Raw genomic sequence first — 25021 nt, 5'->3', positions numbered from 1 at the left:
CAAAGCCAGCCAAAATCAAGAGGGAGAGGCGACTTTTGGCCCGCTAAATGCGCGCAAACCCTTGATTTAGCGCGGGATTCAGCGCTCCGCGCCGCCTGTCCGGGCCTTTTCGCGCGCCAGGCGCCGGGCATGGGTGCGCGGCAGCTCGCCCCGCGCCGGCGTCTCGTCGAGATCGGCGGCGGCCACGGCATCGGGCACGATACCGATCTGCTCCAGAAGGGCGAGACGGCGCGGGGATGCGCTTGCGAGGATGAGGCGGGGCTTTGCGGGAGAGGTCATCTCGGACGGCGCCAGGGGCACGCGCTCACGCGGAGAAACCCCGCCATGCGCTTATTTGAAGCGATAGGTGATCCGGCCCTTGGTGAGATCGTAGGGCGTCATTTCAACAAGCACCTTGTCGCCCGCGAGCACGCGGATGCGGTTCTTGCGCATCTTGCCGGCGGTGTGGGCGATGACTTCGTGATCGTTCTCGAGCTTGACGCGAAACGTCGCGTTCGGAAGCAACTCCGTCACGACGCCCGGAAACTCAAGCAGCTCTTCCTTGGACATTCAAATTCCTTCGAGATTTGGCCGGGAGAATGAGCACAAAGCCAGCCAAAATCAAGAGGGAGAGGCGACTTTTGGCCCACTAAACACGCGCAAACCCTTGATTTAGCGCGGGATTCGGCGCTCCGCGCCGCCTGTCCGGGCTTTTTCGCCGCCCGCGAAGCGATCCGAGATCATGCGGCGCAGCTCCTCGCGGAGCTGGCGATAGGCATGAAGCCTCTGTTCGCGGCTCCCCCGCTCGCCCGCGGCGAAGGGGTCGATGGTCGGCCAGAACTCGATTTCGACCGCCTCTCCCCGCAACTCGGCGGAGATGCGCTCGCGCGCCTCCTCGGTCAGACAGACGATGAGGTCGAAGGAGCCGATGCCGATATCCTCCACGCTCATCGGCCTGTCGGCAGCCATGTCGACGCCGATCTCGTTCAGCACCTCGAGCACGAAGGGATCGCGCTCGGTGGGCGCGAGCCCCGCCGAATCGACATAGATCCGCTTGCCGCAGATCGACTTCATCAGCGCCTCCGCCATGGGGGAGCGCACTGAATTCAGATTACAGACGAAGAGCACGGAACCCGGCTGCGTCCTGGAACTCATAGGGCTCAACCTTTGATGTGCAGCACACAGATCAGCGTGAAGAGCCGCCGCGCCGTGTCGAAGTCGATATCGACCTTGCCGTCGAGGCGCGACTTCAGAAGCTGCGATCCCTCATTGTGAAGACCGCGCCGGCCCATATCGATCGCCTCGATCTGCGCAGGCGCCGCCGTCTTGATCGCGTCGTAGTAGCTCTCGCAGATCAGGAAATAATCCTTGATGATCTTGCGGAAGGGCGTCAGCGACAGCATGACCTTGCCGTGCGGCGTCGCCTTGTCGAGACGGATGTCGAAGACGAGGCGGTTTTCCTCGATCGCGAGATGGAGGACATAGGGCCCGCCGGGACTGCCGACGGGGGCGAAGCTGTTTTCCTCCAGCAGATCGAAGATGGCGACCTTGCGTTCGTGCTCGACATCAGGACTGCGGCGCACGACCGTCCGTTCGTCGAGCACAAGCTCGGCGATTCTGAAGGTCGATCTGTCTCGCGAACTGTCCATGCCCTCGTCTGTGGCTCTCTTGCAGGCGCTCGTCACTTTAAGCCGATTTGGCGGATCGAAGCGAGCGGGACGGCCGGATCGCCCGGCCCTCGCCTGTCGCGATGAAGGATTTCGGCGTCCGGCCGAACGGCCCGATGGCGGCCGGGCCTATTTATTGAGCCGGATCGATACCGATCTGCCATGCGCATCGAGCCCCTCGGCTTTCGCGAGCGCCACGGCCGCAGGCCCGATTGCGGCCAGCGAAGCCGGATCGCAGCGCACGATCGAGGTGCGCTTCATGAAATCGAGCACGTTGAGGCCCGAGGAGAAACGCGCGCTGCGCGCTGTCGGCAGGACGTGATTCGATCCCGCCACATAGTCGCCCACGGCCTCCGGCGTGTAACGGCCGAGAAAGATCGCGCCCGCATTGGAAACCCGCGCGGCGAAGGGCTCGGGATCGGCGAGCGCCACTTCCAGATGCTCCGGCGCGAGGCGGTCGACGAGCGGCACCGCATCGGCAAGCGTCTTCACGACGATCACGGCGCCGAAATCCGTCCAGCTCTTTCGAGCCGTCGCCTCGCGGGGAAGCTCCCTCAACTGCGCCTCGACCGCCTCCTCGACGCGCGAGGCAAAACCGGCATCGTCCGTGATGAGGATCGACTGCGAGCTTTCGTCATGCTCGGCCTGCGAAAGAAGATCGGCCGCGATCCAGCCCGGATCGTTCTCGCCATCGGCGACGACGAGAATTTCGGAAGGCCCCGCGATCATGTCGATGCCGACCAGGCCGAAGACCTGGCGCTTGGCGGCGGCGACATAGGCATTGCCCGGGCCGACGATCTTGTCCACGGGCCGGATCGTCGCCGTGCCATAGGCGAGCGCCGCCACGGCCTGCGCGCCGCCGACGCGGTAGACCTCATCGACGCCCGCGAGCCGCGCGGCCGCAAGCACGAGCGGGTTCATCCTGCCGTCCGGCGTCGGAACGACCATGACGACGCGTTTCACGCCGGCGACCTTTGCCGGCACCGCATTCATGAGCACGGAGCTTGGATAGTTCGCCGTGCCGCCCGGCACATAAAGGCCGACGGCGCCGACCGGCGTCCAGCGATGGCCGAGTTCCACGCCCTCGGCATCGGTGTAGCGGCCATCCTCGGGCTTCTGGCGCGCGTGATAGGCCTCGATGCGCGCCTTCGCCATGCGGAGCGCCTCGAGCGTTTCGCTGTCGCAGGCGCCGAGCGCGGCGTCGAGTTCGCCATCCGCGATCCGCAGGGCCGCGGGCGTCAGCGCGATGTGGTCGAAGCGTTTCGTCAGTTCGATGAGCGCCTCGTCGCCGCGGGCGCGCACATCCGCGATGATCTTCGCCACGGCGTCGTTGACGTCGACCGACGCTTCGCGCTTGGCGCCGAGGAGCGTTTCAAAGGCTTCGGAAAAATCCGGCGCCGAAGCATCTAGTCGAATGGCCATGGCTCAGGGTCTCTCAACCGGAAAAAGTCAGTCGGCATCATGTGTGGGAAGGTTGCCCGTCTCCCAGACGAGGCCGAGATCCGAGAGATGCACATCGAGAGCCTCGACTTCAAGCCTGATCTCTCCCCCGCCCGAGAAGGAAAGGGTCACGATGCCGGACGGCGCATCGACCTCCTCGAAGCCGATGGCGAGCAGATTGAGCACGCCCTCCGGCTTTCCCTGCGCGATATTGCGCGCGCGGGCCTTCAGCACATTCTCGAAATGCAGCCCGGCGCGGGAGCGCTCATGGGTCTTCCCGCGCCGGCCCTCCGTCTCCCAGCGGAAGCGGTTGACCACCATGGCGAAGCGGCGCGCCTGCGGCAGGAAGACGAGATCGCGCACCTGCGTCACCGCATCCTGCAGACAGGCGGAGATGACTTCGAGATCGGCCTTGTCTTCCGCGCTGAGGCGCAATCCGCTCATATCGGCCCGACACTCCTTTCAGGATGCCACAGTTTCAGGACGCCTCGTTTCAGGACGCCTTGGCGCGCCAGATTTCGGCGCCGCAGGCACAGAGTTTCTGCTCGATCCGCTCGAAACCGCGATCGAGATGATAGACGCGATTGATGGCCGTTTCGCCCTCGGCCGCGAGGCCCGCAATGACGAGCGCGGCGGAGGCGCGCAGATCGCTCGCCATGACCGGCGCGGCCTTCAGCTTCTCGACGCCGCGCACCAGTGCCTTGTCGCCGTGAAGCGAGATGTCCGCGCCGAAACGCGCCAGCTCCTGCACATGCATGAAGCGGTTTTCAAAGATCGTCTCGGTGATTTCGGATTCGCCCGCCGCCGTCGTCATCAGCGCCATGAACTGCGCCTGCAGATCGGTCGGGAAGCCCGGATAGACCTGCGTTACCGCATTCGTCGCCTGAAGCCGCTCGCCATTGCGGAAGATGCGCACCTCGCCCTGCCGCGCATCGACGCCGACGCCGGCCGCGCGCAGCAGCGACAGCGCCGCCTCGAAAATCTCCGGCTCGACGCCGGCAAGCGTCACATCGCCGCCGGTCATGGCGGCCGCGATCGCATAGGTTCCCGCCTCGATGCGGTCGGAAATCACGCGGTGCGTGGCACTGTGGAGGCGCTCGACGCCCTCGATCCTCAGGGTCGAGGTGCCGATGCCCTGGATCTTCGCGCCCATGGCGACGAGGCAGTTGGCGAGGTCCGTGACCTCGGGCTCGCGCGCGGCGTTCTCGATGATCGTCTCGCCATCGGCGAGGGTCGCCGCCATCATCAGCGTATGGGTGACGCCGACGGAGACGATGGGCAGGCGGATGATGGCGCCCTTCAGGCCCTCCGGCGCGCTGGCGAGGACGTAGCCGTCCACGAGGTCGATCTCGGCGCCCATCTTCTGCAGGCCCTTGATATAGAGATCGACGGGTCGCGCGCCGATGGCACAGCCGCCGGGCAGCGACACCTTGGCCGCCCGGCAGCGGGCGACCAGCGGGCCCAGCACCCAGAAGCTCGCGCGGAACTGCGAGACGATCTCATAAGGCGCGGTGGTCGAGCGGATGGTCGCGGTGCGAATCGTCAGCGCGTCGCCATGCGGCCCCGTCACGCGCTCGATCTCGCTGCCGAGCACGCCAAGGAGCCGCATCAGCGAGCGCACATCGGTGAGTTGGGGCACATTGGTGAGGGTCAGCGCCTCGTCGGTCAGAAGCGCCGCCGTCATCAGCGGGAGCGCGGCATTTTTCGCGCCGCTGATCTGGATCGCCCCTTTGAGCGGGCGGGCGCCGCGAATGTGGATCGTGTCCATGATGGGGTCCGGTGAGCGGAAGCCCGAAGGCTCATGCGCTCCGGGTGTTCCCCGTTTTATAGGGGCGGAGGCCCGAAGAGTCACGCCGCTCCGGCCGCAAAGAGCGAGAAATCACTCTGCCTCGGGGGATGTTTTCGAGTCCTGCCCGGGGACCGATTCGGCTGCGCGGCTCTTTGCCTGCGCCTTGCGCTTGCGCAGATTCGCCCTCAGCGCTTCGGCAAGCCGCGCCTCGCGCGCCTGCTGGGCGCGGGCCGGACCCTGGCCCGGCTGGCGGCGGCCCTGATTGTCGTGCGGCTTGTCTCTCATGGCGCTGGCCCTGAACCTCGGAAGCTGGCAATAACGCGCATATGGGCCGAATGGAAAGGGCTCGTCAACTTTGCCGTTCCATGCTTGCGCGGGGTGGCACCCTGTGGCACTTTCCGCCCGCTCGCGTCGCCCGCCGGCGCAAGGCCGCAATGTGATGCTGTTGTAGCTCAGTGGTAGAGCACTCCCTTGGTAAGGGAGAGGTCGAGAGTTCAATCCTCTCCAACAGCACCATGCCTCCCCGGGGCAACCCCGGCCTTTCTCTTCCGATCAGCCCTTCCCCTCCAGTCCGAGATAGATCGCCTCGATCAGCGCCCTGTTGCGAGGGTTCTGCCAGCGCGGACCCATGTCGTTCGTGACATAGGCGAAGGCGACGCCCGCCTCCGGATCGCAGAAGCCGAGCGAGCCGCCCGCGCCGAAATGGCCGAAAGCGCCCGCATTGGGGCCCAGCGTGCGCTCGGGCTGGGGAAGCTGGAAGCCGAGGCCGAAGCGCGAGTCGCGCTCGAGAACGCGGTCGGGCCCATAGGAATGTTCAGTGACGGCTTCGCGAAGAAGCGAGGGGGCGATGACCTCGACCCCGTCGATGGCGCCGCCATTGGCGAGTGCCGAATAGATGCGGGCGACGCCCCGCGCCGTGCCGTGCCCGTTGGTCGAGGGGATTTCCGCGCTCCGCCACGCGGTAGTATTGATCCAGCCCGCGCCCGAAATGCCCGGCGGGTTCCAATAGGTGTTCCACTTCATCAGCACATCGTCGCTCATGACGCCTTCCGGCGCAGGCGGGTTCACCGCCGGCCAGAGAAATTCGGCGGCGCGTCCATGTTCCGCCACCGGAAGGCCGATATAGGCATCCGCGCCGAGCGGTCCTGCGATCTCGTCACGGAGCAGCGTGCCCAGCGTCACACCCATCCGCCTGCGGATGATCTCGCCGAGAAGATAGCCGAACGTATTGACATGATAGCCATGGGCCGTGCCGGGCTCCCACCAGGGCGTCTGCGCTTCGAGCGCGCGGATCATGAGCGGCCAGTCGAGCATCGCGCCATCGGGAAGCGGTGCGCGAATGGCGGGAAGGCCCGCGCGATGCGAAAGCGCATGGCGGAGCGTGATCGTCTCCTTGCCGCAGGCGGCGAATTCGGGCCAGGTACGCGCCAGCGGCTCATCGAGATCGGCCAGCCCCTTCTCGACGAGCTTCAACGCGCAGAGCGCGGAAAGCGCCTTGCCGATGGAAAAGAAATTCACCAGCGTCTCGCGCTGCCAGGGCGCCGAGCGCGCGCGGTCGCGCCAACCGCCCCAGAGATCGGCGACCACGCGGCCGCCAACGATGAGCGCGATGGCGGCTCCCGGCTCGCCACGCAGCGTGAAATTCTCGACGAAGGCGCGGCGCACCGGCGCAAAGGCTTCCTCGCAGAAGCCGCCCACCGGCAATGGCCGCCCTTCGACTTCCTCACTCACCAGACCGGACATGAATCCCCCTCTCGATTGGGCGAAGTGTCGCCGGGACAAGAAGGGGATGCAAGCAAGCCCGGTCAGCGAATCGGTATCACCACATTGAGCGAGGGTGCGCCGTAATAAACGGGCGGCGGAGGCGGCGCGTAATAGACGGGCGGCGGCGCATAGACGACAGGCGGCGGCGGATAGACGTAGCCCGGCGCCCAATAGACATAACCGCGCGGCCCCCAATAGTGGCGTTCCCAGCCGCGATGATAGCCGCGATCCCAATGAGCCTTGTGGCGCGGAGGATCGGCCAGCGCCGGGCCTGCCGCAAGGCCGGTCGCCAGGGCCGACGCCGCCAGCGCGGCGAGCATGAGCTTCCTCACGCGCGAGGAGGCCCGTCTCTCAAATCCGATCGTCTTCATTTCTCACGTCCTTATTTCCGCCCTTTCCGGCGGACGCGGCCGGCGAAACTCGCCCGAAGCCGCGTGGAAATTTCAAACATTACCGATCGGACAGGCTAGATATGCTTCGCGTCAAAAAAGCGGCATAAATGGGTGCGCCGCGGGCCAATTAAGGCAGCGCCGGTCGCGCCGCCCCGACTGAACACCCCAACCGAACACCCCAACCGAACACCACAACCGAACACCGAAGAAATCGAAAGCACATGAGCAGCGGTTACTGGCGCGTCATCGAAAGTTCCCAGAATCCCCACGCGAAGAAATGGGAACAGCTCGTCGAGAGCCGCGGCATCAGAAAGCATGGGGAATTTCTGCTCGCGGGACGCAAGGCGGTGCCGGAAGCCCTGGCGCGCCATCCGCAGCGCTTCCATGCGGTGATCGCCATCGACCCCGATCAGGTCGCGGGGCTGGAACTCCCCGCCCATATCGAGAAGTTCCGTGTCTCGCGCGCGATCTTCGATGCGCTCGATTCATCGGGCACCGGCTTTCCGCTTCTCGTCGGCAAGACGCCCGAGATGCCCAAGGCCGATCTCGCCTCGCCGCCCCGGGGGCTCGAGCTTGTCTGTGCGCTCGGCGATCCGAACAATCTCGGCGCCGCGCTTCGCAGCGCCGCGGCCTTCGGCGCCACGCGCATCGTGCTCATGGCGGAGGCGGCGCATCCCTTCCACCCCAAGGCGCTGCGCGCGGCGGCGAATGCGCAATTCGAACTCACGCTTCTGCGCGGGCCTTCATGGGCGGAGCTTGGCGGCAGCGCCGGTCCCATTCTCGCACTCGATGCGGAGGGCGAGGACATGGCGGGCTTCTCGTGGCCGCGCGACATGCGGCTCGTGCTCGGCGAGGAAGGCCGGGGCATACCCGAAACGCTGAAGGTCCGCCGTCTAGCCATTCCGATGACGGGCGCGGTCGAATCGCTCAACGCGACGGTGGCGGCGAGCCTCGCCCTCTATTCGCACTATCTCGCGACGCGCTGACTTCAGCGCCGCTTCAGCGCCTCATAAGCAGCGAGCGCGCGGGCGCGCGCGGCGGCATGATCGACCATCGGCAGGGGATAGGTCTTGCCGAGCACGATGCCCGCCTCGTCGAGCGCGGGTTTCGGCGCCTCCCATGGCCTGTGTATGAAACGGCGGTCGAGCCCGGCGAGCTCCGGCACATGGCGGCGCACATAAGCGCCCTCGGCATCGAACTTCTCGCCCTGCGTCACCGGATTGAAGATACGGAAGAAGGGCGATGCGTCGGCGCCCGACCCCGCCACCCACTGCCAGTTGGCGCGATTGCTGGCGAGATCGGCATCGACAAGCGTGTTCTCGAACCAGCCCGCTCCCTCGCGCCAGTCGATCATCAGATCCTTCACAAGAAAGGAGGCGACGATCATGCGCACGCGATTGTGCATGAAACCGGTCTGCCAGAGTTCGCGCATGCCCGCATCGACGATCGGATAGCCGGTGCGCCCACGCGCCCAGGCATTGAAGCCCTGCCGGTCCGCCCGCCACGGAAAGGCGTCGAATGCGGGCTTCCATGCGCGCGAGGCGATCTCCGGCCAGTGGAAAAGAAGATGGGCGCAGAACTCACGCCAGCCGAGTTCGCGCAGGAACGAGCCGACGCCCGCCGATGCGGAAGGCTCCGCATGGGCGAAAGCGGCGGCCGAGGCCCAGATCCGGCGCGGCGATATTTCGCCCCAGTGAAGATGCGGCGAGAGGCGCGACGTCGCCTCGACGGCGGGAAAATCGCGCTGATCGCCATAGCGCGCGGCTAGCCCCTCGAGAAAGGCGACGAGGCGCGTTTGCGCGCTCGCCTCGCCCGGCTGCCAGGTGGCGCGAAGCCCCACTGCCCAGTCGCGCTGCGAGGGCCTGAGGTGCCAGGTGGCGAGATCGTCCGACGCGACGTGGGGCGCCCCGCGCAGCGAATCCGGCGCCGGGGCAGGCGCATCGAAGGGCGAGCGCGCCGAGAGCGCCCGCCAGAAGGGCGTGAAGACCTTGTAGGGCTCGCCCGCGCCGGTCTTCATCTCCCAGGGCTCGATGAGAAGCGCCCCGTTGAAGCTCCGCGTCTCGATGCCGCGCGCGGCGAGCGACGATTTCACCTGGCTGTCCCGCGCGATGATTTCGGGCTCGTAGCAGCGGTTCCAGAAAACGGCGCCGGCACCCGTTTCCTCGACAAGCGCGTTCAGAACATCAAGAGGCCGGCCCCGCCGCAGGACGAGCGGCGCGCCGAGACGCGCGAGATCGCGCCCAAGCGCCTCGAGGCTCCCATGCAACCACCAACGCGACGCGCCGCCGATCGCCATGTCCGGATCGAGAATATAGACGGGCAGAACCTCACCGCGCTGAGTGGCGGCAGCGAGGGCGGGATTGTCTGCAAGGCGCAGATCCTGACGGAACCAGACGATGGCGGACATGACATTCGATATTTGAGAAGTGGTCCCGGCAATGTCTTACGCAGTGCAAAATCCGGCGGATCATCAGCCGCTCAGAGCGGCTGATGGCCGGGGGCCGGCGTGGCGCCCGCGCCTTTTTCGAAGGTGGAGATGATGTGCCACGCCTCCTCGGCGCTCTCGACGAAGCGGAAGATGTCGAGATCCGAAGGGGAGATCACGCCCTCCTCCACCATGGCGTCGAAATTGATGATGCGCCGCCAATATTCCTCGCCGAAAAGAAGAATGGGCATGGGCGCGATCTTGCCGGTCTGGACGAGGGTCAGCGTCTCGAAGAGTTCGTCCAGCGTGCCATAGCCGCCGGGAAAGACGACGAGCGCTTTCGTCCGCATCAGGAGATGCATCTTGCGAAGCGCGAAATAGTGGAACTGGAAGGCAAGCTCCGGCGTGATGTAGGGGTTGGGCACCTGTTCGTGCGGCAGGCTGATATTGAGCCCCACCGAAACACGGCCCGCGTCGGAGGCGCCGCGATTTGCCGCCTCCATGATGCCCGGACCGCCACCCGTCATGATGACATAGTCGCGCCACTCGGGCGTCTGCGCGGCTTCGGAGACGATCCGGCCGAAACGCTGCGCCTCCTCGTAATAGCGGCAGCGTTCGCGCTGGTTCCTGCGCGCCTGCGCCTCGCGCCGCAGCTCCGCATTGTCCGGGTCGACGGCCAGCGCCGCCTCGGCCTCGTCGCAATGGCATTCGGCATCCTCGGGCGAGGGCACGCGCGCGCTGCCGAAAACGACGATGGTCGAGCGGATATTGTGATCGCGAAGCACAAGCTCCGGCTTCAGCAGTTCGAGTTGAAGGCGAACGGGGCGAAGCTCGTCGCGCAGCAGAAAGTCGGGATCGTCGAAAGCCGGCCGGAAGGAGGGAGAAAGCGTCTGCGCGGTTTCGACGGCGGGGGGATGGGGCTTCTCGTTCATGTCGTCCTTCTCGGTTCCGTTCGCGCCGGGCAGGGCGCGAGGCCCATTCTACCCCAGTTTCCAGCCACTCGCGGGGCCGCGCCGGGGCTGATAAGACTCCCCCATGACTCAGTATGCAAACAGCTCACTCGACAAGGCGCTGGCGCTGATCGAACGGCTCTCGCGCGAACGCAGGCCCATGAGCCTCGCCGAGATCGCGCGTGCCGAGGGCATGCACCGCTCGACCGCCTTCGGGCACCTCGCCGTGCTGGTGCGGCACGGCTATGTCCGCAAGGATGCGGAGGATGGGCGCTATACGCTCGGCCACAAGATTTTCCGCGTCGCCGACCGCGTGACGCTGCTCGCCACGCTCTCTCATGCGGCGCGGGGCCTCGTCCTGCGCGCCAGTTCCGCCATTGGCGAGGAGGTCTATCTGGCGTGGCTCGACGGCACGCAGGCGCTGGCGATCGACCCGGCGCGGGGCATCGACCTCGGGGGCGATGCCTTCACCAGACTGCCGCGCATGGACGCCCATGCCTGTGGCGCAGGGCAGGTGCTGCTCGCCTATCGCGAGCGCGCCTTCGTGCAGTCGCTCTATCGCGACCGTCCCCCGGCGCCGCTAACCCCCAGGACGCCGCGAAGCCTCAGGGCGATCTTCGACCTTTCGGAGCGCATCCTCGCCGAAGGCTATCGCTACGAGCAGGGCGAATTCGACGCGACGACGGCGAGCCTTGCCGTACCGCTCTTTTCCAATCCCGGCCTTTCGCGCTTCGCGCTCGCGGTCACGGCACCCTCGAACCGGCTGAGCGCCGCGAGGGCCGCGGAAATCCTGCCCCACCTTCTCGCCCTTGCAAGCGAGGTCGGACGGCAGATGCGCGACCCGGAAGACGCGGGCTGACGAGGCCTGCCCGGCATTTCCTTTCGCAATTGCGAACGTTTCCTATTTTCAAACAAAAGCACGAATCGGGTTTGGCCCTTCCCCCTTGTGACGCAGAGTCACAGTCAGCCGGTGCGGGCTCGCGCCGGATGGAGGAGTTTGGCCGCTCGCCCCCGAAATGCGCGGCCATTGGAGAGGATAGAACCTTGAGCAACGACATCACCAAAGATGCCGCTTACGACGCAGTCGCCCCCGACGACTTCCCGGCGATGATGGACGTCGATCGCTATGGCCGGCGTTCGACGGCCTTCGACAAGATCATTTCGGCGACCCATGACCACTTCTGGGACCCGCTCGACAAGAAATATATCGACTACAACCAGCCCTTCGACCTCGACACCACGCCGATCATGCCGCTCGACCAGGTGCTCGAGCTGCACACGCCGATCGCCGACCGGCTGACCGAGCAGCAGAAGATCCAGTTCGCGAACGACACGACGCGCTGGTCGCTCTCCTCGATCCTGCATGGCGAGGCCGGCGCGCTCGCGCTCTCGGCAAGCCTTTGCCACATCCTGAAGGACCCGGGCGCGCAGGAATATGCCGCGAACCAGACGCGCGAAGAGGCGCGCCATGTGACCGGCTTCTCGAAATATATCGAGACGCGTTGGGGCAAGCCCTATCCGGTCGGCCCGACGCTCGGCAACCTGCTTACCGAAATGGTGCTGGCGCCGGAAGTCTACAAGAAGATCGTCGGCATGCAGATGCTGGTCGAGGGCCTCGCCATGGGCGCCTTCGCCTCGCTCTACACCCATTCGAACGATCCGCTGCTGCGCCATCTCTGCCAGCTCGTGATGACGGACGAAGCCTTCCATCACAAGTTCGGCAAGATCTGGGCCGACCGCACGGTTCCGCATCTCAACGAGGAAGAGCGCAACCGCATCGAGGATTGGGCCGCGACCTGCTTCCAGACGCTGCTCTTCAACCTCGGCAGCCCCGAGCAGAAGAAGCACATCTACGCCAAGTACGGCCTCGACTGGCAGGAAGTGCAGGAAATCATCCTCAAGACGCGCACCGATGACGACCGCCGCAGGGCCATGTCGAGCAGCACCAATATCTTCCGTGTGCTGATCAAGACGCTGCTCAAGGGCGGCATCATCACTGAGCGCACCCGCGCCTTCTATGCCGTCTATGTCGACATGGAAGAGCTGAAGGGCGAGGGCGACGAAATGGTCGGAGATGCGATCGCCGAAAAGGGCATCGAATATCTCAAGGCCGTCAATTTCGGCCAGAAGGTCGGGAACTACGTGGCGGCGGAATAAAAGCTGCCCATCGAGAACAAACTTCGAGCCCTCCCGTCCTGGCGACGGGAGGGCTTTTTCATTCCACCCGCTTCAGCGGAAGAATGTGGAAGCCCTGCCCCTCGCCGCCGATCAGCGCCTCGATGCGATAGACCGAGCGGAGATTTTCAGGCGTCAGCACATCGCCCGGCGCGCCATCGGCGCGGATCAGCCCGTCGTCGAGCAGGATGAGCCGGTCGCAATAACGCGCGGCGAGCGAAAGATCGTGCAGCACGGCAATGACCGTTCGCCCTTGCGCGACATAGGCGCGGAGCACTTCCATCACGCCGAGCTGGTGATAGGGATCGAGCGCCGCCACGGGCTCGTCGACAAGCAGGAGCGGCGCATCGACGCCGAGCGCGCGGGCGAGCAGCACGCGGGCGCGCTCGCCGCCCGAAAGCGTCAGCACGTCGCGGTGGCGGAATCTCGTCACATCGGCGAGCGCCATGGCGCGTTCGATCGCCACCTCGTCCTCGGGGCCCGGCCCACGAAAGGGCTCGAGATGCGGCAGGCGGCCGAGCGCCACGAGACGTTCGACCGAAAGCGGCCAATGGCTCTCCGCCCCTTGCGCGAGATAGGCGATCCGCTTCGCGCGAACGCGCGGCTCGAGTTCCGCGACTGGGCAGCCGTCGATCTCGATCCGGCCCTCGAAGGAAATGAGATTGGCGATGGCGCGGACGAGCGTGGTCTTGCCAGCGCCGTTGGGGCCCACCAGACCGACGAAGCCCGGCGCTTCGGCTGAGAGAGAGACGCCGTGCAGAACATGCGAGCCCCCAAGCGCCGCCCGCAGATTTTCCACCATGAGCTTCATCAGGGCGCCTCCCGCCGGGTGCGCAGGATGAGCCAGAGGAAGAAGGGCGCGCCGAGAAGCGATGTGACGACGCCGAGCTTGGGTTCGGGGCCCGATAGCGGAAGGCGCACCACGAGGTCGGCGGCGAGCGTCAGCGCCGCGCCGCCAAGCGCGCTCGGCCAGAGGAGCCGTCCCGGCTCGTGCCCCACCAGCGGGCGGAGGAGATGCGGCACGACGAGGCCCACAAAGCCGATGACGCCCGTGACCGACACGGCGGCACCCACCGCAAGGCCGGTGCCGATGACGACGCGCCCCTTGATCGACGCCTGATCGAAGCCGAGCGTCGCGGCCGTATCCTCGCCAAGCGTCAGCGCATCGAGACCGCGCGCCGCCGTGGCGACGAGCAGCACGCCGAGCGCCATGAAGGGCGCGGCGAAACGCACCTGATCCATGCTCCGGTCGGTGAGCGAGCCCAGAAGCCAGAAGATGATCTCGTAAACCGCATAGGGCGAGGCGGCGAGGCTCAGCGCGAGCGAGGTGAGCGCCGAGGTGAAGGCGGAGATGGCGACACCGGCGAGGATGATGGTGACGATCGAGGGATCGCGCCCCGCCAGCAGATAGAGAACGCCGAGGCTTGCAAGCGCGCCCGCCACGCCGCCAAAAGGCACCAGCAGGCCCGATCCCGCCGCGAGGCCGAAATAGAAGACGAGCACGGCGCCCAGCGCCGCGCCGCTCGATGCGCCGATGAGGCCGGGCTCGGCAAGCGGGTTTCGCAACAGGCCCTGAAGCGCCGCCCCCGTGAGGCCGAGCGTCGCGCCGACAAGAAGGCCGAGCAGCGCGCGCGGCAGGCGCACTTCCTCAAGGATGAGCCAGGCGAGTTCGCGGTCGATCGCGTCGATCGCCCGAAGCCTGCCGAACAGCAATTCGCCGCCCCGGCCGACAAAGACCGAAGCGAGGAAGAGCAGCGCGACGAGCGCGGCGAGCGCGAGGCTGACGGTGAGGAACGGGCGGGCGCGCATCAATTGACCCTCGCGGCGGCAAACTCGTCGCGGGCGGCGGCGAGCCTGTCGGCAATTTCGGTGACGAAGGGCGTGCCGCAGGTCCAGAGCTTGGCGGGCAGCTCCACCGTGCGGGCGAAGCGCGCCGTATAGTCGCGCAGCGCCGGATGGACGAGCAGCTCATGCGCAAGCGATGGTTCATGCGCGCGATAGACACCGACGGCGACGAAATCCGGCCGCATCCCGATCAGTTCCTCGATCGACAGATTGATGAAGCCGCCGCCGGAACTCGCCTTCACGACATTCTCGAAGCCCGCATGATCGAGCAGCGCGCCGAGAATGGTGCCCGATGCCGCCGCGCCGCCGAGGTCCTGATAGATGACGGCGCGAACGGGGTGCCGAGGCGCCATGCGCGCGGAGCGGGCGAGCGAGGCATCGAAGCGCGCGATCCACGCTTCGCCGCGCTCGGGATGGCCGAGAGCGGCGGCGACGGCGCGCACATTGTCGCGAATATCCTCGAAATCCGCCGCATCCTTCACCTGCACCACCGGCACCTGCGCCCGCTTGAGCATGGCGAGGGTGAAGGGCGAAGTATAGCGATGCGCGAGCACCAGATCGGGATTGAGCGAGAGAATTTCCTCCGCCGTCGCATTGTTGAGCGGCAGGCGCCTTGCGAGATCGGCGACGGGCGAATCCTCCGGATCCGCCGTCACGCGGAAGACGGATTTGACCGTGCCGGGATCGGCGAGTTCGAGCGCCAGCATGTCGGAGCAGAGATTGATCGACACGACGCGCCGGGGCGCCGCCTCCCCCGCGCGCGCGCCCGTGGCGGGAGCAGCCGCGAGAGCCGCCGACAGCAGGATGAGAAGACTGGCGAGACGCTTCATCTTTCCGCTCTTGCCATTCCATGCGGGCCGGGTGAAATGGTCGTCCCCCGGAAGAGGGGATTTGTGGGAGGGTCGGGAACACATGGTCAAGCATTATCACGGCCGGAGCGCGGGCTCCATGCGCGGACGATCCGCCGCTGGCGGGAGGGCGGACCGATGACGGAGCCGCTTCAGACCTGGCAGGACTTTCTCGACATTTCGCCCTTTCAGCGCTGGCTCGGCCTCAAGGTCGAGGAAGCGGGAGAAGGCCGGCTCGTCATCGGCCTCGAATGGCGGGAGGAATTCGTTTCCAACCCGAACAACAAGTCGATGCATGGCGGCATTCTCGCCTCGCTCATCGACCTTGGCGGGCTCTATGCAATCCTGACGACGAAGTCGATGGCGACCGCGACGGTCGATCTGCGCGTGGACTATCACCGCCCGGCGACGGGCGGGGATTCGCGCCACCTCGCGCGTCATCAAGCTCGGCTCGAAAGTCTCCTCCGCCGAAACCGAAATCACGGGCGAGGACGGCAAGCTTCTCGCATCCGGGCGCGGCGTCTATCTGATGGGCTGAACACCCCTCAGTCCGAGGGCGCCGCGACGGCCGCCTTTCGCGTGAGCTGGAGCCGCACGACCAGCGTCAGCACGCCCGCCGCCGCGAGCGCCGCCGCGAGCGCCAGCATGCCGGCCGAATAGCTCTCCGTCGTCTCCTTCACCCAGCCGACGGCATAGGGTCCGACGAAGCCGCCGAGATTGCCGACCGAATTGATGAGCGCGATGCCGCCCGCCGCCGCCGTGCCGCCGAGAAAGGTCGGCGGCAGCGCCCAGAAGGGCACGATGGAGACATAGACGGCGATGGCGGCAAGGCCAAGCGACAGGATCAGGAGGAGGGGCGAGGAAAAGAACGCCCCGCCGATAAAGCCCGCCGCGCCGAGGAAAGCCGCGATCGAAGTGTGCCAGATGCGTTCCTGCCTGCGATCGCTCGATGCGCCCCAGAGCGGCATGGCAATGGCTGCGACCGCATAGACCGCGGCGACGATCCAGCCGACGGCGACATTGCCGAAGCCCATGGCCTTCACCATCTGCGGCAGCCAGAGGCTGATGCCGTAAAGGCCGATGACGAGGCCGAAATAGATGAGGCTCATGAGAAGGACGCGAGCGTCCTTCAGCGCCGGCCAGAGCGCATGGCGCGCATCGGTCTGCGCGTTCGCGCGGTCGCGGGCGAGACAATCGGCGATGACGCGCTTTTCCTCCGCGCTGAGCCAGCGTGCCCTCGCCGGCCCGTCGGGCAGCAGCCAGAGCACGGCGATGCCGAGAAGGAGGGCGGGCGCCGCCTCGATGAGGAACATCCATTGCCAGCCCTTGAGGCCCAGATGGCCGTCGAAGCCCAGCAGATAGGCCGATACCGGCGCGCCGATGACGCTCGCAAGCGGAATGGCGACGAAATAGGTGCCATAGAGCCTCGCGCGCAGTTCGGCCGGAAACCAGTAGGTCAGATAGAGGATCATGCCGGGGGCGAAGCCCGCCTCGGCCGCGCCGAGCAGGAAGCGCAGCACGTAGAAACTCGTCTCGCTGCCGACAAAGGCCATGGCGCCGGAAATGAGGCCCCAGGTGAGCATGATGCGGCAGATCCAGATGCGCGCGCCCACCTTCTCGATGACGATGTTGCTCGGCACCTCGAAGATGAAATAGCCGATGAAGAAGATGCCGACGCCCCAGCCGAAGACGGTGGGCGAAAAGCCCAGATCGGCATTCATGGTGAGAGCCGCGAAGCCGACATTCACGCGGTCGAGAAAACTCACCATGTAAAGCACGATCATCAGCGGGATGATCCGCCTGCTCGCGCGCGAAAAGATGCGGCGCTCTTCAGCCGTCAGTACCGTGCTCATTTCCCCTCCCCCGGACTTTCCGGGCGTGACCTTAGGCGAGCGGGCGCAGGCTGGAAAGGTGCAAAGAACCGGATGCGCGGAAAGGGCGGACCTATCGCGGCAGCTTCGTCAGCCCCTGAGCGGCGGACTTCGGCGCGCGCGCTTCGCTGAAGAGGCCCCAATAGGCTTCTTCCGGATGCGGTCCCGCCACAGGATTGAAGTCCTGCGTCCGCCAGGGCGCATCGAAGGCGGCGAAATAGGAAAAGGCGCGCGCGCGCGAGGGCTTCATCTGCGCTTCGAGAGCGCGCCAGAAGGCGGCCTGCTTCGCCTCGCTGAAGCCCATATCGGCGGGGCCGGTCGGCACGCCCGTCTCCTTGATGAGGATCGGCCCGCAATAGACGCCGCCGAGCTTCTCCGTGACCTTGACGACGAAGTCGGCCCAGTTCTCCGCGCCCGCCGTCTTGAACCACGTCTCGAAAGCGGGATGGACGTTCACCAGCATGAAGTCGAGGCTCGAGCGCACATCGCCCGCATCGCCTTCGAGGAACTGCGCGAAGGGCTCGGTCACGGTGATCGGCAGGGTCGGCATGCGCTCGCGGGTGAGCTTCACATAGCGGGCAAGCTCGGCCCATGTGCCGCGCTTGCCGAAGACGATCTCGTTGCCGAGCGAGAGGCCGACGACGAAATCGGGATAGCGCTTCGCCGCCGCCAGCGCATTGCGGATCTCCTCCGGGTCGCCCGGCGTCCATATGCCGATCACGATGGCCTTGAAGCCAAGCTCGCGCGCGATGCCGGGCACAAGCTCGCCGCCGTCGCGCGCGGTATAGGTGACGAGCGCATCGAACCAGGGCCTCAGTGCCATGAGATCGGCGCGGATGCTCTCCGCATCGGCGTGGGTCACGTTTCCGTCGACGACCTTGAGCGAGGTCGGCGTGTAGGTGACGAAGCGATGGCCCGCCATCGCCGCCTCGAGGCGCTGAAGCGCGGGCGCCGCCGCCTTGCGAGGGCCGCAGGGCTCCGCCGCGAGGGCGTTGCCGGCAAGAAGGCAGAAGATCAGGGCGGCGATGAGCTGGCGCATGGAAGAAGCCTATGATGGCGTGGGGTCAGAGAACAGCGGGTTCAGAGCGCGACGAGAACGGCGCCGAGCGCGATCAGCCCGACACCGGCCCAGCCCGTGAGGGTCAGCTTCTCGCCGAGGAAGATGGCGCCGAAAATGGCGACGAGCACCACCGAGAGCTTGTCGATGGGCGCGACCTGGGCCGCCTGCCCGATCTTCAGCGCGCGGAAGTAGCAGAGCCACGAGGCACCCGTCGCGAGGCCCGACAGAACGAGAAAGACCCATGTGCGGGCCGTGATCGCCTCCGGCCGTTTCAGCTCACCCATCGCGGCGAGGATCAGCGCCAGCGTCAGCAGAATGACGAATGTGCGGATGAGCGTCGCGAGATCGGAATTGATGTCCTCGACGCCCAGCTTCGCGAAGATCGCGGTCAGCGCCGCGAAGCAGGCGGACAGAAAGGCCCAGAAAAGCCATGACGCAGCGAGGTTCATCGGCATCTCCGCTCAGAGGGGCTTCACCACCGCAAGGTAGAAGATCAACGGAGCGAAGACCATGACGAAGGGCGTGGAGAGGCGCAGGAAGAGCCAGCGGGCGGCGACGCGAAGCGGCAGGTTCGGAGCTAGCGGACCTGGATCCCGGGACGAGCCCGGGATGACAGCTTCGAGAATGTTGCCTTCTCTCAATGGCGCCATGGCCCTGTTTGTCCCGGGACAAGCCCGGGATAAGGCTCCGCGCGGCCTGCCCCGTCAGTCGAAGGCGTCGTCCCAGGTGCCGCGCGTCGAGGCCTTGGAATATTCGGTGGCGCGGTTCTCGAAGAAATTGGTGTGCTCGATGCCGTTCAGCATCTCGTCCATCCAGGGCAGCGGGTTCTTCTCGATCCGGTAGATGGCCTGAAGGCCGAGCTGAACAAGGCGGCGATCCGCGATCCAGCGGATGTAGCTCTTCACTTCCCCGGCCTCGAGGCCCTCGACGCCGCCCATCTCGAAGGCGAGGTCGATGAAGGCGTCCTCGTGGTGGATGATCGTCTCGCAGGCCTTGTAGATGTCGCGCTGAAGCTCATCCGTCCAGATTTCCGGGTTCTCCTCGACGAAGGTGCGGAAGAGCTTGACGATCGAGTTCGTGTGCAGCGTCTCGTCGCGCGCCGACCATGTGATGATCTGGCCCATGCCCTTCATCTTGTTGAAGCGCGGGAAGTTCATCAGGATGGCGAAGGAGGCGAAAAGCTGCACGCCCTCGGTGAAGGCGCCGAAGACGGCGAGCGTCTTGGCGACATCGGCCTTGGTCGCCACGCCCCATTCGCGCATGTAGTCGAACTTGGCCTTCATCTGCTGATATTTGAGGAAGGCTTCGTACTCGGTCTCGGGCATGCCGATGGTGTCGAGCAGGTGCGAATAGGCGGAGATGTGCACCGTCTCCATGTTGGAGAAGGCGCTGAGCATCATCGCGACTTCGGTAGGCTTGAAGATGCCGGAATAGTGCTTCATGTAGCAGTTGTTCACTTCGACGTCGGCCTGAACGAAGAAGCGGAAGATCTGCGTGAGAAGATTGCGCTCGCCGGGCGTTAGCTTCTTCGCCCAGTCCTTCACATCGTCAGCAAGCGGAACTTCCTCCGGAAGCCAATGAATGCGCTGCTGCGTCAGCCACGCATCATAGGCCCAGGGATAGCGGAAGGGCTTGTAGACGAGACGTTCTTCGAGAAGGGACATCAGCCTTGCTCCCAATTCACCTGTTCGTCATGCCGGGCCACGCCTTACTGGCAGGCCAGGCACTCCTCATACTCGACCGCTTCGCGGCGGCCTTCGGCCGCCACCTGATCGAGCGTTTTCACTTCGAGATTCTTCGCGGGCACGAGCGAGACGATTTCGGCCTTCTCCGCGCGCTGGATCGAGAGCGAGCGGCAGTAGTAGAGGCTCTTCACGCCCTTCTTCCACGCCTGAAGGTGGAGCTGGTGGAGTTCGCGCTTGTGCACGTCCGCCGGCAGGAAGAGGTTCACCGACTGCGCCTGATCGATCAGCGGCGCGCGGTCGCCCGCATGTTCGACGACCCAGCGCTGATCGAGTTCGAAGGCGGTCTTGAAGACGTCCTTTTCCTCGTCCGTCAGGAAATCGAGATGCTGCACCGAGCCGCCATTGACGACGATGGACGACCAGGTGTCGTCATCGTTGCGGCCCTTCTCCTCCAGAATCTTCGCCAGATGGCGGTTGCGCACGTTGAAGGAGCCGGAAAGCGTCTTGTGCGTGAAGGAGTTCGCCGCGATGGGCTCGATGCCGGGCGAGGTGCCGCCGGTGATGATCGAGATCGAGGCCGTGGGCGCGATCGCCGTCTTGTTCGAGAAGCGCTCGTTGAAGCCGTAATCGGCGGCGTCCGGGCAGGCGCCGCGCTCTTCGGCGAGCTTCTTCGAGGCGGCATCCGCCTGCGTCTTGATCTGCTGGAACATGCGCTTGTTCCAGACCTTCGCCATCACGCCCTCGAAGGGGATCATGTTGGCCTGAAGGAAGGAGTGGAAGCCCATGACGCCGAGGCCGACGGAGCGCTCGCGCGCCGCGGAATATTTCGCCCGCGCCATCTCGTCCGGCGCGCGCTCGATGAAATCCTGCAGCACATTGTCGAGGAAGCGCATCACATCCTCGATGAGGGTCGGGTGATCCTGCCACTCGAAATAGGTTTCGAGATTGAGCGAGGAAAGGCAGCAGACGGCCGTGCGCTGCTGGCCGAGATGGTCGATGCCGGTCGGGAGCGTGATCTCGGCGCAGAGATTGGATGTCTTCACCTCGAGCCCCGCGAGCTTGTGATGCTCGGGACGGGCGTTGTTCACCGTGTCCTTGAAGATGATGTAGGGCTCGCCCGTCTCGATGCGCGAGGTGAGCATGCGGATCCAGAGCGAACGCGCGGAAACCGTCTTCTGCACGGAGCGGTCCTTCGGGCTCTTCAGCTCCCAGTCGGCATCCGTTTCGACCGCGCGCATGAAGGCGTCGGAGACGAGGATGCCGTGATGGAGATTGAGCGCCTTGCGGTTCGGATCGCCGCCCGTCGGACGGCGGATCTCCATGAACTCCTCGACTTCCGGGTGGTCGATGGGCAGATAGACCGCCGCCGAGCCGCGCCGCAGCGAGCCCTGGCTGATCGCGAGCGTCAGCGAATCCATCACGCGGATGAAGGGAATGATGCCCGAGGTCTTGCCGTTGCCATGCACGGTCTCGCCGATGGAGCGCAGATTGCCCCAATAGGAGCCGATGCCGCCGCCCTTGGCCGCGAGCCAGACATTCTCGTTCCACAGGCCGACAATGCCTTCGAGGCTGTCGGAGGCTTCATTGAGGAAGCAGGAGATGGGAAGGCCGCGCTGCGTGCCGCCATTGGAAAGCACGGGCGTCGCCGGCATGAACCAGAGCTTCGAGATGTAGTCATAGAGGCGCTGGGCATGCGCCGCGTCGTCAGCATAGTAGGAGGCGACGCGCGCGAAGAGATCCTGAAAGGACTCGCCCGGCATGAGATAGCGGTCTGTCAGCGTCGCCTTGCCGAATTCGGTCAGAAGCGCGTCGCGGCCGTGATCGACCTTCACGCGGTAGCCATGCGCGTGCTGCACGGCCTGATCCATCTCGCCAAAGGGCATTTCAGGCTCGAGCAGATCGGCGCGCGGACGGCGCGCCTCGGCCCGGCGCGGCGCGCGCTCGCCCGTGATAATCGCAGAAACGGTGGCCTCGACATCGCTCATATCGACCGCTTTCGACGTATCGTTCAGCATTTCGCCTGATCCCCTCTTTGGCCCCGTTGCGCCTCATCCGCCGCCACGAAAGAGCGCAAAAACTTCCGCCGGAGAGGCTTAAGCCTCGCCGCCCCTCTGCCCGGCCAGACCAGGCAGAAATCAATGATTTCGAGATTGCGCCGGCTCCTGCTTCATATCGCGTCGCCGAAGCCCGGCGCGTCCAGATATAGTAGCCGCGCTTTGATTCACGTCAACGACTTGTGGGGCGCGAGAGTCAAAAAAGTAGTTAATAACCTTGCGTCCGCAAGGGACGCGGCTTGCATCCGGCAAGATTTGGATGATTTATCAAGAGCTTGATTCCCGGCGCCGCAGACGGAGCGCTGCGCGCCGATGGGCGGGCATGACGCGGTGCGTTAGCCCGCAGCGAAAGGACGAGGTGAACCATGTTCGATGAGGCCGCACGGCGCACTCTTTATCCCGAGATCGAGCCCTATCGCACGGGCACACTGAAAGTCTCGGCGCTGCATACGATCTATTTCGAGGAGTGCGGCAACCCCAACGGCAAGCCCGTCATCATCATTCATGGCGGGCCGGGCGGCGGTTCCAACCCGACGATGCGGCGCACGCATGATCCGCGCGCCTACCGGATCATCCTTTTCGATCAGCGCGGCTGCGGGCGCTCTACGCCGCACGCCGAACTGCGCGAGAACACGACCTGGGACCTCGTCGCCGACATGGAGCGGCTGCGCGAACATCTCAAGATCGAGCGCTGGCAGCTTTGCGGCGGCTCATGGGGATCGACGCTGGCGCTCGCCTATGCCGAGACGCATCCCGAGCGCGTGACCGAGATCATCCTGCGCGGCATCTTCACGCTCAGGAAGCGCGAGCTGCACTGGTTCTATCAGGAAGGAACGGATGCGATCTTCCCCGACGCGTGGGAGCATTTCATCGCGCCCATTCCCGAGGAAGAGCGCGGCAATCTGATGGCCGCCTATTACAAGCGGCTCACCGGCAACGACGAGGCCGAGAAGATCGCCTGCGCGAAAGCCTGGAGCATCTGGGAGGGCACGACGCTCTCGCTCCTCTCCGACCCTGAGCGCGTCTCGCGCTTCTCCGACGGGCATTTCGCCCTCGCCTTCGCGCGGATCGAGTGCCACTACTTCATGAACAGGGGCTGGTTCGAGCCGCAGGACCAGCTCATCCGCAATGCCCACAGGCTCAAGGGCATTCCGGGCGTGATCGCGCAGGGGCGCTACGATGTGGTGACGCCGATGTTCACCGCCTGGGAGCTTGCGAAAGCCTGGCCCGACGCCGAACTCGACATCGTGCCCGATGCGGGGCACACGGCGACGGAACCCGGCATCGTCGATGTCATGGTGCGGGCGAGCGACCGCTTCGCGAAGGCCTGAGGGAGGCCGAAGCCGGACGGCCCGCCGACCGGGCCATCACGCCCAGGGCAGGGGTTCCGCGAAGTTTCGCCATGCGCATTCTCTTCCTCGTCAATGATGTGACATCGCCGCCCGGCGTGCTGCTCGAGGAAGCGCGCCGGCAGGGCGCCGATTGCGACGTGAAGACCATCCATTACGGCTATGGCGATCCTTCATCGCCGCTCGACGATGTGCCGACGGCGATGGATGGCCATGACGCGCTCGTCATCATGGGCGGGCCGATGGGCGTCTATGAAGCGGCGCGGTATCCCTTCATCGAGAGGACGCGCGCGCTCATCCGCGATTTCCATGCCGGCGCGAAGCCGGTGATGGGCGTCTGTCTCGGCGCGCAGCTCGTTGCAAGCGCCTTCGGCGCCGATGTGCGCAGGATGGACGAGGACGAATTCGGCTTTCTGCCGCAAAGCTGGCTGCCAGCGGCGGCGGGCGACGCGCTGCTCCATGACGCCGAGCCCGGGCTCGGCCTCATGCAGTGGCATCAGGACACGTTCGACCTGCCCGAGGGCGCCGCGTGGCTCTCGACGCGCGAAAGCTGCCGCCACCAGTCCTTCCGGCTCGGGCGCAGGACCTACGCCTTTCAGTTCCATCTCGAGCTTACGCGCGCGACGCTCGATCGCTGGCTCAGCGAGCGAGCGCGCCAGCAAGGCGTGCCGCCGGAGGCGGTCGCCGAGAAGATCGGTCCCATCGACGCGCTGCTCACTCCGCAACAGACATTCGCGCGGCGCGTGATGCGGCGCTGGATGGAGCTTGCCGGGTAGGCTTCAGAAATTCACGCGGCTCGTCATGGCCCCGTCGACCACCATGTTGATGCCGGTGGTGAAGGAGGAGACGGGGCTTGCGAGGAAGGCCGCGGCATTCGCGATGTCCTGCGGCGTCGCCATGCGGCCCGTCGGGTTGCGGCGCATCGCATCCTTGAACGTGTCGGGCATGTGCTGCTCGATCATGTCCCAGACGCCGCCCTTGAAATAGACCGTACCAGGAGAAATGGTGTTGACGCGGACATGCCTGGCCGCCTTTTCCTTGGCGAGCCCCTTGGCGAGGTGGATCTGCGCCGCCTTCAGCGCGCCGTAGGAATTGCCATAGGTGGTTTCTGCGGCCGAAATCGACGAGATGATGATGATGGCGGCATCGCCATGCCGCTCGGCGGCCTTTTCGAGAAAGGGCATGGCCGCATCCGTCGCGCGGACGGCGCCCAGCACGTCGATCTCGAAGGAGGCTTTCCAGGCTTCCTCCGTATTGCCGTTCTGAAGCGCGGAGGCATTGCAGACGAGAATGTCGATGCCACCGAGAAGCTGGCCCGCGCTCGCGATCCATGTCTTGAAGCCCTCGGCATCGGCGATATCGACCGTGCCGCCGAAAGCGCGAACGCCTTTCTTCTCCAGGGATTCGACCGCCTCGTTCACCTGTAGCTGATTGCGCGCGCAGATCGCGACATCGGCTCCCTCCGCCGCCAGCGTTTCCGCGATGGCGCGGCCGATGCCCCGCGTCGCGCCCGTCACGACCGCCTTCTTGCCTTTCAGATGCAGATCCATATCGACCCTCCCAGAGTTGCCCGTTGACGCCAACATAGCCTGAAGCGGGCCGGTGAGACAAAATCAGGACAGGAACATCTCGCGCACGGAATTCCTGATCTCGTTCGCACGCAGGCGGAGCAGCGTCATCGCGCTTTGCGGCGGCGGCGGATCGAGATCGAGCCCGACCTTGCTCGGC

27 protein-coding genes, 1 tRNA gene and 1 pseudogene are annotated in these 25021 nt (G+C 65.6%); 7 read left to right on the top strand and 22 right to left on the bottom strand.

The window, feature by feature from the left end; translation table 11 throughout:
• Positions 1-87 precede the first annotated feature (87 nt).
• The 8 genes and pseudogenes from WBG82_RS13575 to WBG82_RS13540 all read right to left on the bottom strand — a co-directional run.
• Positions 88-279 (bottom strand): annotated as a pseudogene (locus WBG82_RS13575) (Maf family protein); the annotation flags it as partial.
• Positions 280-330: 51 nt separating this feature from the next.
• Entirely contained in the window at positions 331-549 is a 219-nt protein-coding gene (infA, locus tag WBG82_RS13570) for a translation initiation factor IF-1 (RefSeq protein WP_324299234.1), read from the bottom strand.
• A 102-nt stretch (positions 550-651) separates the two neighbouring features.
• Positions 652-1134: a low molecular weight phosphatase family protein gene (locus WBG82_RS13565; protein ID WP_424425061.1), complete on the bottom strand. Its 483-nt coding sequence runs from the start codon at positions 1132-1134 to the stop codon at positions 652-654.
• A 5-nt stretch (positions 1135-1139) separates the two neighbouring features.
• Positions 1140-1628 (bottom strand): UPF0262 family protein, encoded by a 489-nt coding sequence (locus WBG82_RS13560; RefSeq protein ID WP_424425059.1) that lies wholly within the window; start codon positions 1626-1628, stop codon positions 1140-1142.
• A gap of 147 nt (positions 1629-1775) precedes the next feature.
• Entirely contained in the window at positions 1776-3068 is a 1293-nt protein-coding gene (gene hisD, locus WBG82_RS13555) for a histidinol dehydrogenase (RefSeq protein ID WP_424425057.1), read from the bottom strand.
• 27 nt (positions 3069-3095) lie between these two features.
• Entirely contained in the window at positions 3096-3530 is a 435-nt protein-coding gene (locus tag WBG82_RS13550; RefSeq protein ID WP_424425055.1) for a DUF2948 family protein, read from the bottom strand.
• 49 nt (positions 3531-3579) lie between these two features.
• Positions 3580-4854 (bottom strand): UDP-N-acetylglucosamine 1-carboxyvinyltransferase, encoded by a 1275-nt coding sequence (gene murA, locus WBG82_RS13545; protein WP_424425053.1) that lies wholly within the window; start codon positions 4852-4854, stop codon positions 3580-3582.
• A 111-nt stretch (positions 4855-4965) separates the two neighbouring features.
• On the bottom strand, positions 4966-5160 hold the full coding sequence (locus WBG82_RS13540) for a hypothetical protein (RefSeq protein ID WP_424425051.1): 195 nt from the start codon (positions 5158-5160) through the stop codon (positions 4966-4968).
• A gap of 156 nt (positions 5161-5316) precedes the next feature.
• Here WBG82_RS13540 and WBG82_RS13535 point away from each other — a divergent pair.
• Positions 5317-5391: transfer RNA gene (locus WBG82_RS13535), tRNA-Thr, on the top strand.
• Positions 5392-5427: 36 nt separating this feature from the next.
• Here the strand turns inward: WBG82_RS13535 and WBG82_RS13530 are convergent.
• A complete protein-coding gene (locus WBG82_RS13530) occupies positions 5428-6618 on the bottom strand; it encodes a serine hydrolase domain-containing protein (RefSeq protein WP_424425049.1) in 1191 nt (396 codons plus the stop codon).
• Between the two features lie 62 nt (positions 6619-6680).
• A complete protein-coding gene (locus WBG82_RS13525) occupies positions 6681-7010 on the bottom strand; it encodes a hypothetical protein (protein WP_424425047.1) in 330 nt (109 codons plus the stop codon).
• Between the two features lie 242 nt (positions 7011-7252).
• Between WBG82_RS13525 and WBG82_RS13520 the strand changes: the two genes are divergently transcribed.
• Complete coding sequence (locus WBG82_RS13520) at positions 7253-8017, top strand: TrmH family RNA methyltransferase (RefSeq protein ID WP_424425045.1); 765 nt, start codon at positions 7253-7255, stop codon at positions 8015-8017.
• Positions 8018-8019: 2 nt separating this feature from the next.
• Here the strand turns inward: WBG82_RS13520 and WBG82_RS13515 are convergent, their stop codons facing one another.
• Both WBG82_RS13515 and WBG82_RS13510 read right to left on the bottom strand, forming a co-directional pair.
• Positions 8020-9438, bottom strand: a complete 1419-nt coding sequence (locus WBG82_RS13515) for a cryptochrome/photolyase family protein (protein WP_424425043.1) — start codon at positions 9436-9438, stop codon at positions 8020-8022.
• Between the two features lie 71 nt (positions 9439-9509).
• Complete coding sequence (locus WBG82_RS13510; protein ID WP_424425041.1) at positions 9510-10388, bottom strand: TIGR00730 family Rossman fold protein; 879 nt, start codon at positions 10386-10388, stop codon at positions 9510-9512.
• A gap of 103 nt (positions 10389-10491) precedes the next feature.
• On the opposite strand from WBG82_RS13510, the gene WBG82_RS13505 reads away from it, so the two are divergent.
• On the top strand, positions 10492-11265 hold the full coding sequence (locus tag WBG82_RS13505) for an IclR family transcriptional regulator (protein ID WP_424425039.1): 774 nt from the start codon (positions 10492-10494) through the stop codon (positions 11263-11265).
• A 185-nt stretch (positions 11266-11450) separates the two neighbouring features.
• Entirely contained in the window at positions 11451-12563 is a 1113-nt protein-coding gene (locus WBG82_RS13500; protein WP_424425037.1) for a ferritin-like domain-containing protein, read from the top strand.
• 58 nt (positions 12564-12621) lie between these two features.
• On the opposite strand, the gene WBG82_RS13495 is transcribed toward WBG82_RS13500, so the two are convergent.
• The 3 genes from WBG82_RS13495 to WBG82_RS13485 are packed head-to-tail and all read right to left on the bottom strand — an operon-like array spanning position 12622 to position 15256.
• Positions 12622-13395, bottom strand: a complete 774-nt coding sequence (locus tag WBG82_RS13495; RefSeq protein ID WP_424425063.1) for an ABC transporter ATP-binding protein — start codon at positions 13393-13395, stop codon at positions 12622-12624.
• Entirely contained in the window at positions 13392-14390 is a 999-nt protein-coding gene (locus WBG82_RS13490) for a FecCD family ABC transporter permease (protein WP_424425035.1), read from the bottom strand. Before WBG82_RS13490 ends, WBG82_RS13495 begins: the two co-directional genes overlap by 4 nt.
• Entirely contained in the window at positions 14390-15256 is an 867-nt protein-coding gene (locus tag WBG82_RS13485) for an ABC transporter substrate-binding protein (protein ID WP_424425033.1), read from the bottom strand. Before WBG82_RS13485 ends, WBG82_RS13490 begins: the two co-directional genes overlap by 1 nt.
• A gap of 156 nt (positions 15257-15412) precedes the next feature.
• On the opposite strand from WBG82_RS13485, the gene WBG82_RS13480 reads away from it, so the two are divergent.
• On the top strand, positions 15413-15934 hold the full coding sequence (locus tag WBG82_RS13480) for a PaaI family thioesterase (RefSeq protein WP_424425032.1): 522 nt from the start codon (positions 15413-15415) through the stop codon (positions 15932-15934).
• On the opposite strand, the gene WBG82_RS13475 is transcribed toward WBG82_RS13480, so the two are convergent.
• The 6 genes from WBG82_RS13475 to WBG82_RS13450 form a co-directional block, all read right to left on the bottom strand.
• Complete coding sequence (locus WBG82_RS13475) at positions 15820-17127, bottom strand: MFS transporter (RefSeq protein WP_424425031.1); 1308 nt, start codon at positions 17125-17127, stop codon at positions 15820-15822. The two genes, WBG82_RS13480 and WBG82_RS13475, sit on opposite strands and share 115 nt — an antisense overlap.
• Positions 17128-17218: 91 nt before the next feature.
• The gene (locus WBG82_RS13470) at positions 17219-18184 is read right to left on the bottom strand and encodes a hypothetical protein (RefSeq protein WP_424425030.1); all 966 of its coding nucleotides are present in this window, start codon (positions 18182-18184) and stop codon (positions 17219-17221) included.
• Between the two features lie 41 nt (positions 18185-18225).
• A complete protein-coding gene (locus tag WBG82_RS13465) occupies positions 18226-18654 on the bottom strand; it encodes an EamA family transporter (RefSeq protein ID WP_424425029.1) in 429 nt (142 codons plus the stop codon).
• 12 nt (positions 18655-18666) lie between these two features.
• Positions 18667-18855 carry a hypothetical protein gene (locus WBG82_RS13460; RefSeq protein ID WP_424425028.1) on the bottom strand — a complete coding sequence of 63 codons (189 nt, stop codon included), beginning with the start codon at positions 18853-18855 and terminating at the stop codon, positions 18667-18669.
• Positions 18856-18909: 54 nt separating this feature from the next.
• Positions 18910-19869, bottom strand: a complete 960-nt coding sequence (locus tag WBG82_RS13455; RefSeq protein WP_424425027.1) for a ribonucleotide-diphosphate reductase subunit beta — start codon at positions 19867-19869, stop codon at positions 18910-18912.
• Between the two features lie 44 nt (positions 19870-19913).
• Positions 19914-21905, bottom strand: coding sequence for a ribonucleoside-diphosphate reductase subunit alpha (locus tag WBG82_RS13450; RefSeq protein ID WP_424425026.1), 1992 nt, complete (start codon positions 21903-21905; stop codon positions 19914-19916).
• Between the two features lie 404 nt (positions 21906-22309).
• On the opposite strand from WBG82_RS13450, the gene pip reads away from it, so the two are divergent.
• Both pip and WBG82_RS13440 read left to right on the top strand, forming a co-directional pair.
• Positions 22310-23275 (top strand): prolyl aminopeptidase, encoded by a 966-nt coding sequence (pip, locus tag WBG82_RS13445; RefSeq protein ID WP_424425025.1) that lies wholly within the window; start codon positions 22310-22312, stop codon positions 23273-23275.
• A 71-nt stretch (positions 23276-23346) separates the two neighbouring features.
• Positions 23347-24069, top strand: a complete 723-nt coding sequence (locus WBG82_RS13440) for a type 1 glutamine amidotransferase (RefSeq protein ID WP_424425024.1) — start codon at positions 23347-23349, stop codon at positions 24067-24069.
• Positions 24070-24072: 3 nt separating this feature from the next.
• On the opposite strand, the gene WBG82_RS13435 is transcribed toward WBG82_RS13440, so the two are convergent.
• Entirely contained in the window at positions 24073-24843 is a 771-nt protein-coding gene (locus WBG82_RS13435) for an SDR family NAD(P)-dependent oxidoreductase (RefSeq protein ID WP_424425023.1), read from the bottom strand.
• Positions 24844-25021 lie beyond the last annotated feature (178 nt).

This window comes from Parvibaculum sp., from assembly GCF_049671045.1.
Lineage (GTDB): Bacteria > Pseudomonadota > Alphaproteobacteria > Parvibaculales > Parvibaculaceae > Parvibaculum.
Note: the sequence above shows the minus strand (reverse complement) of the source record. Positions and strands in the feature narration are given on the sequence as shown.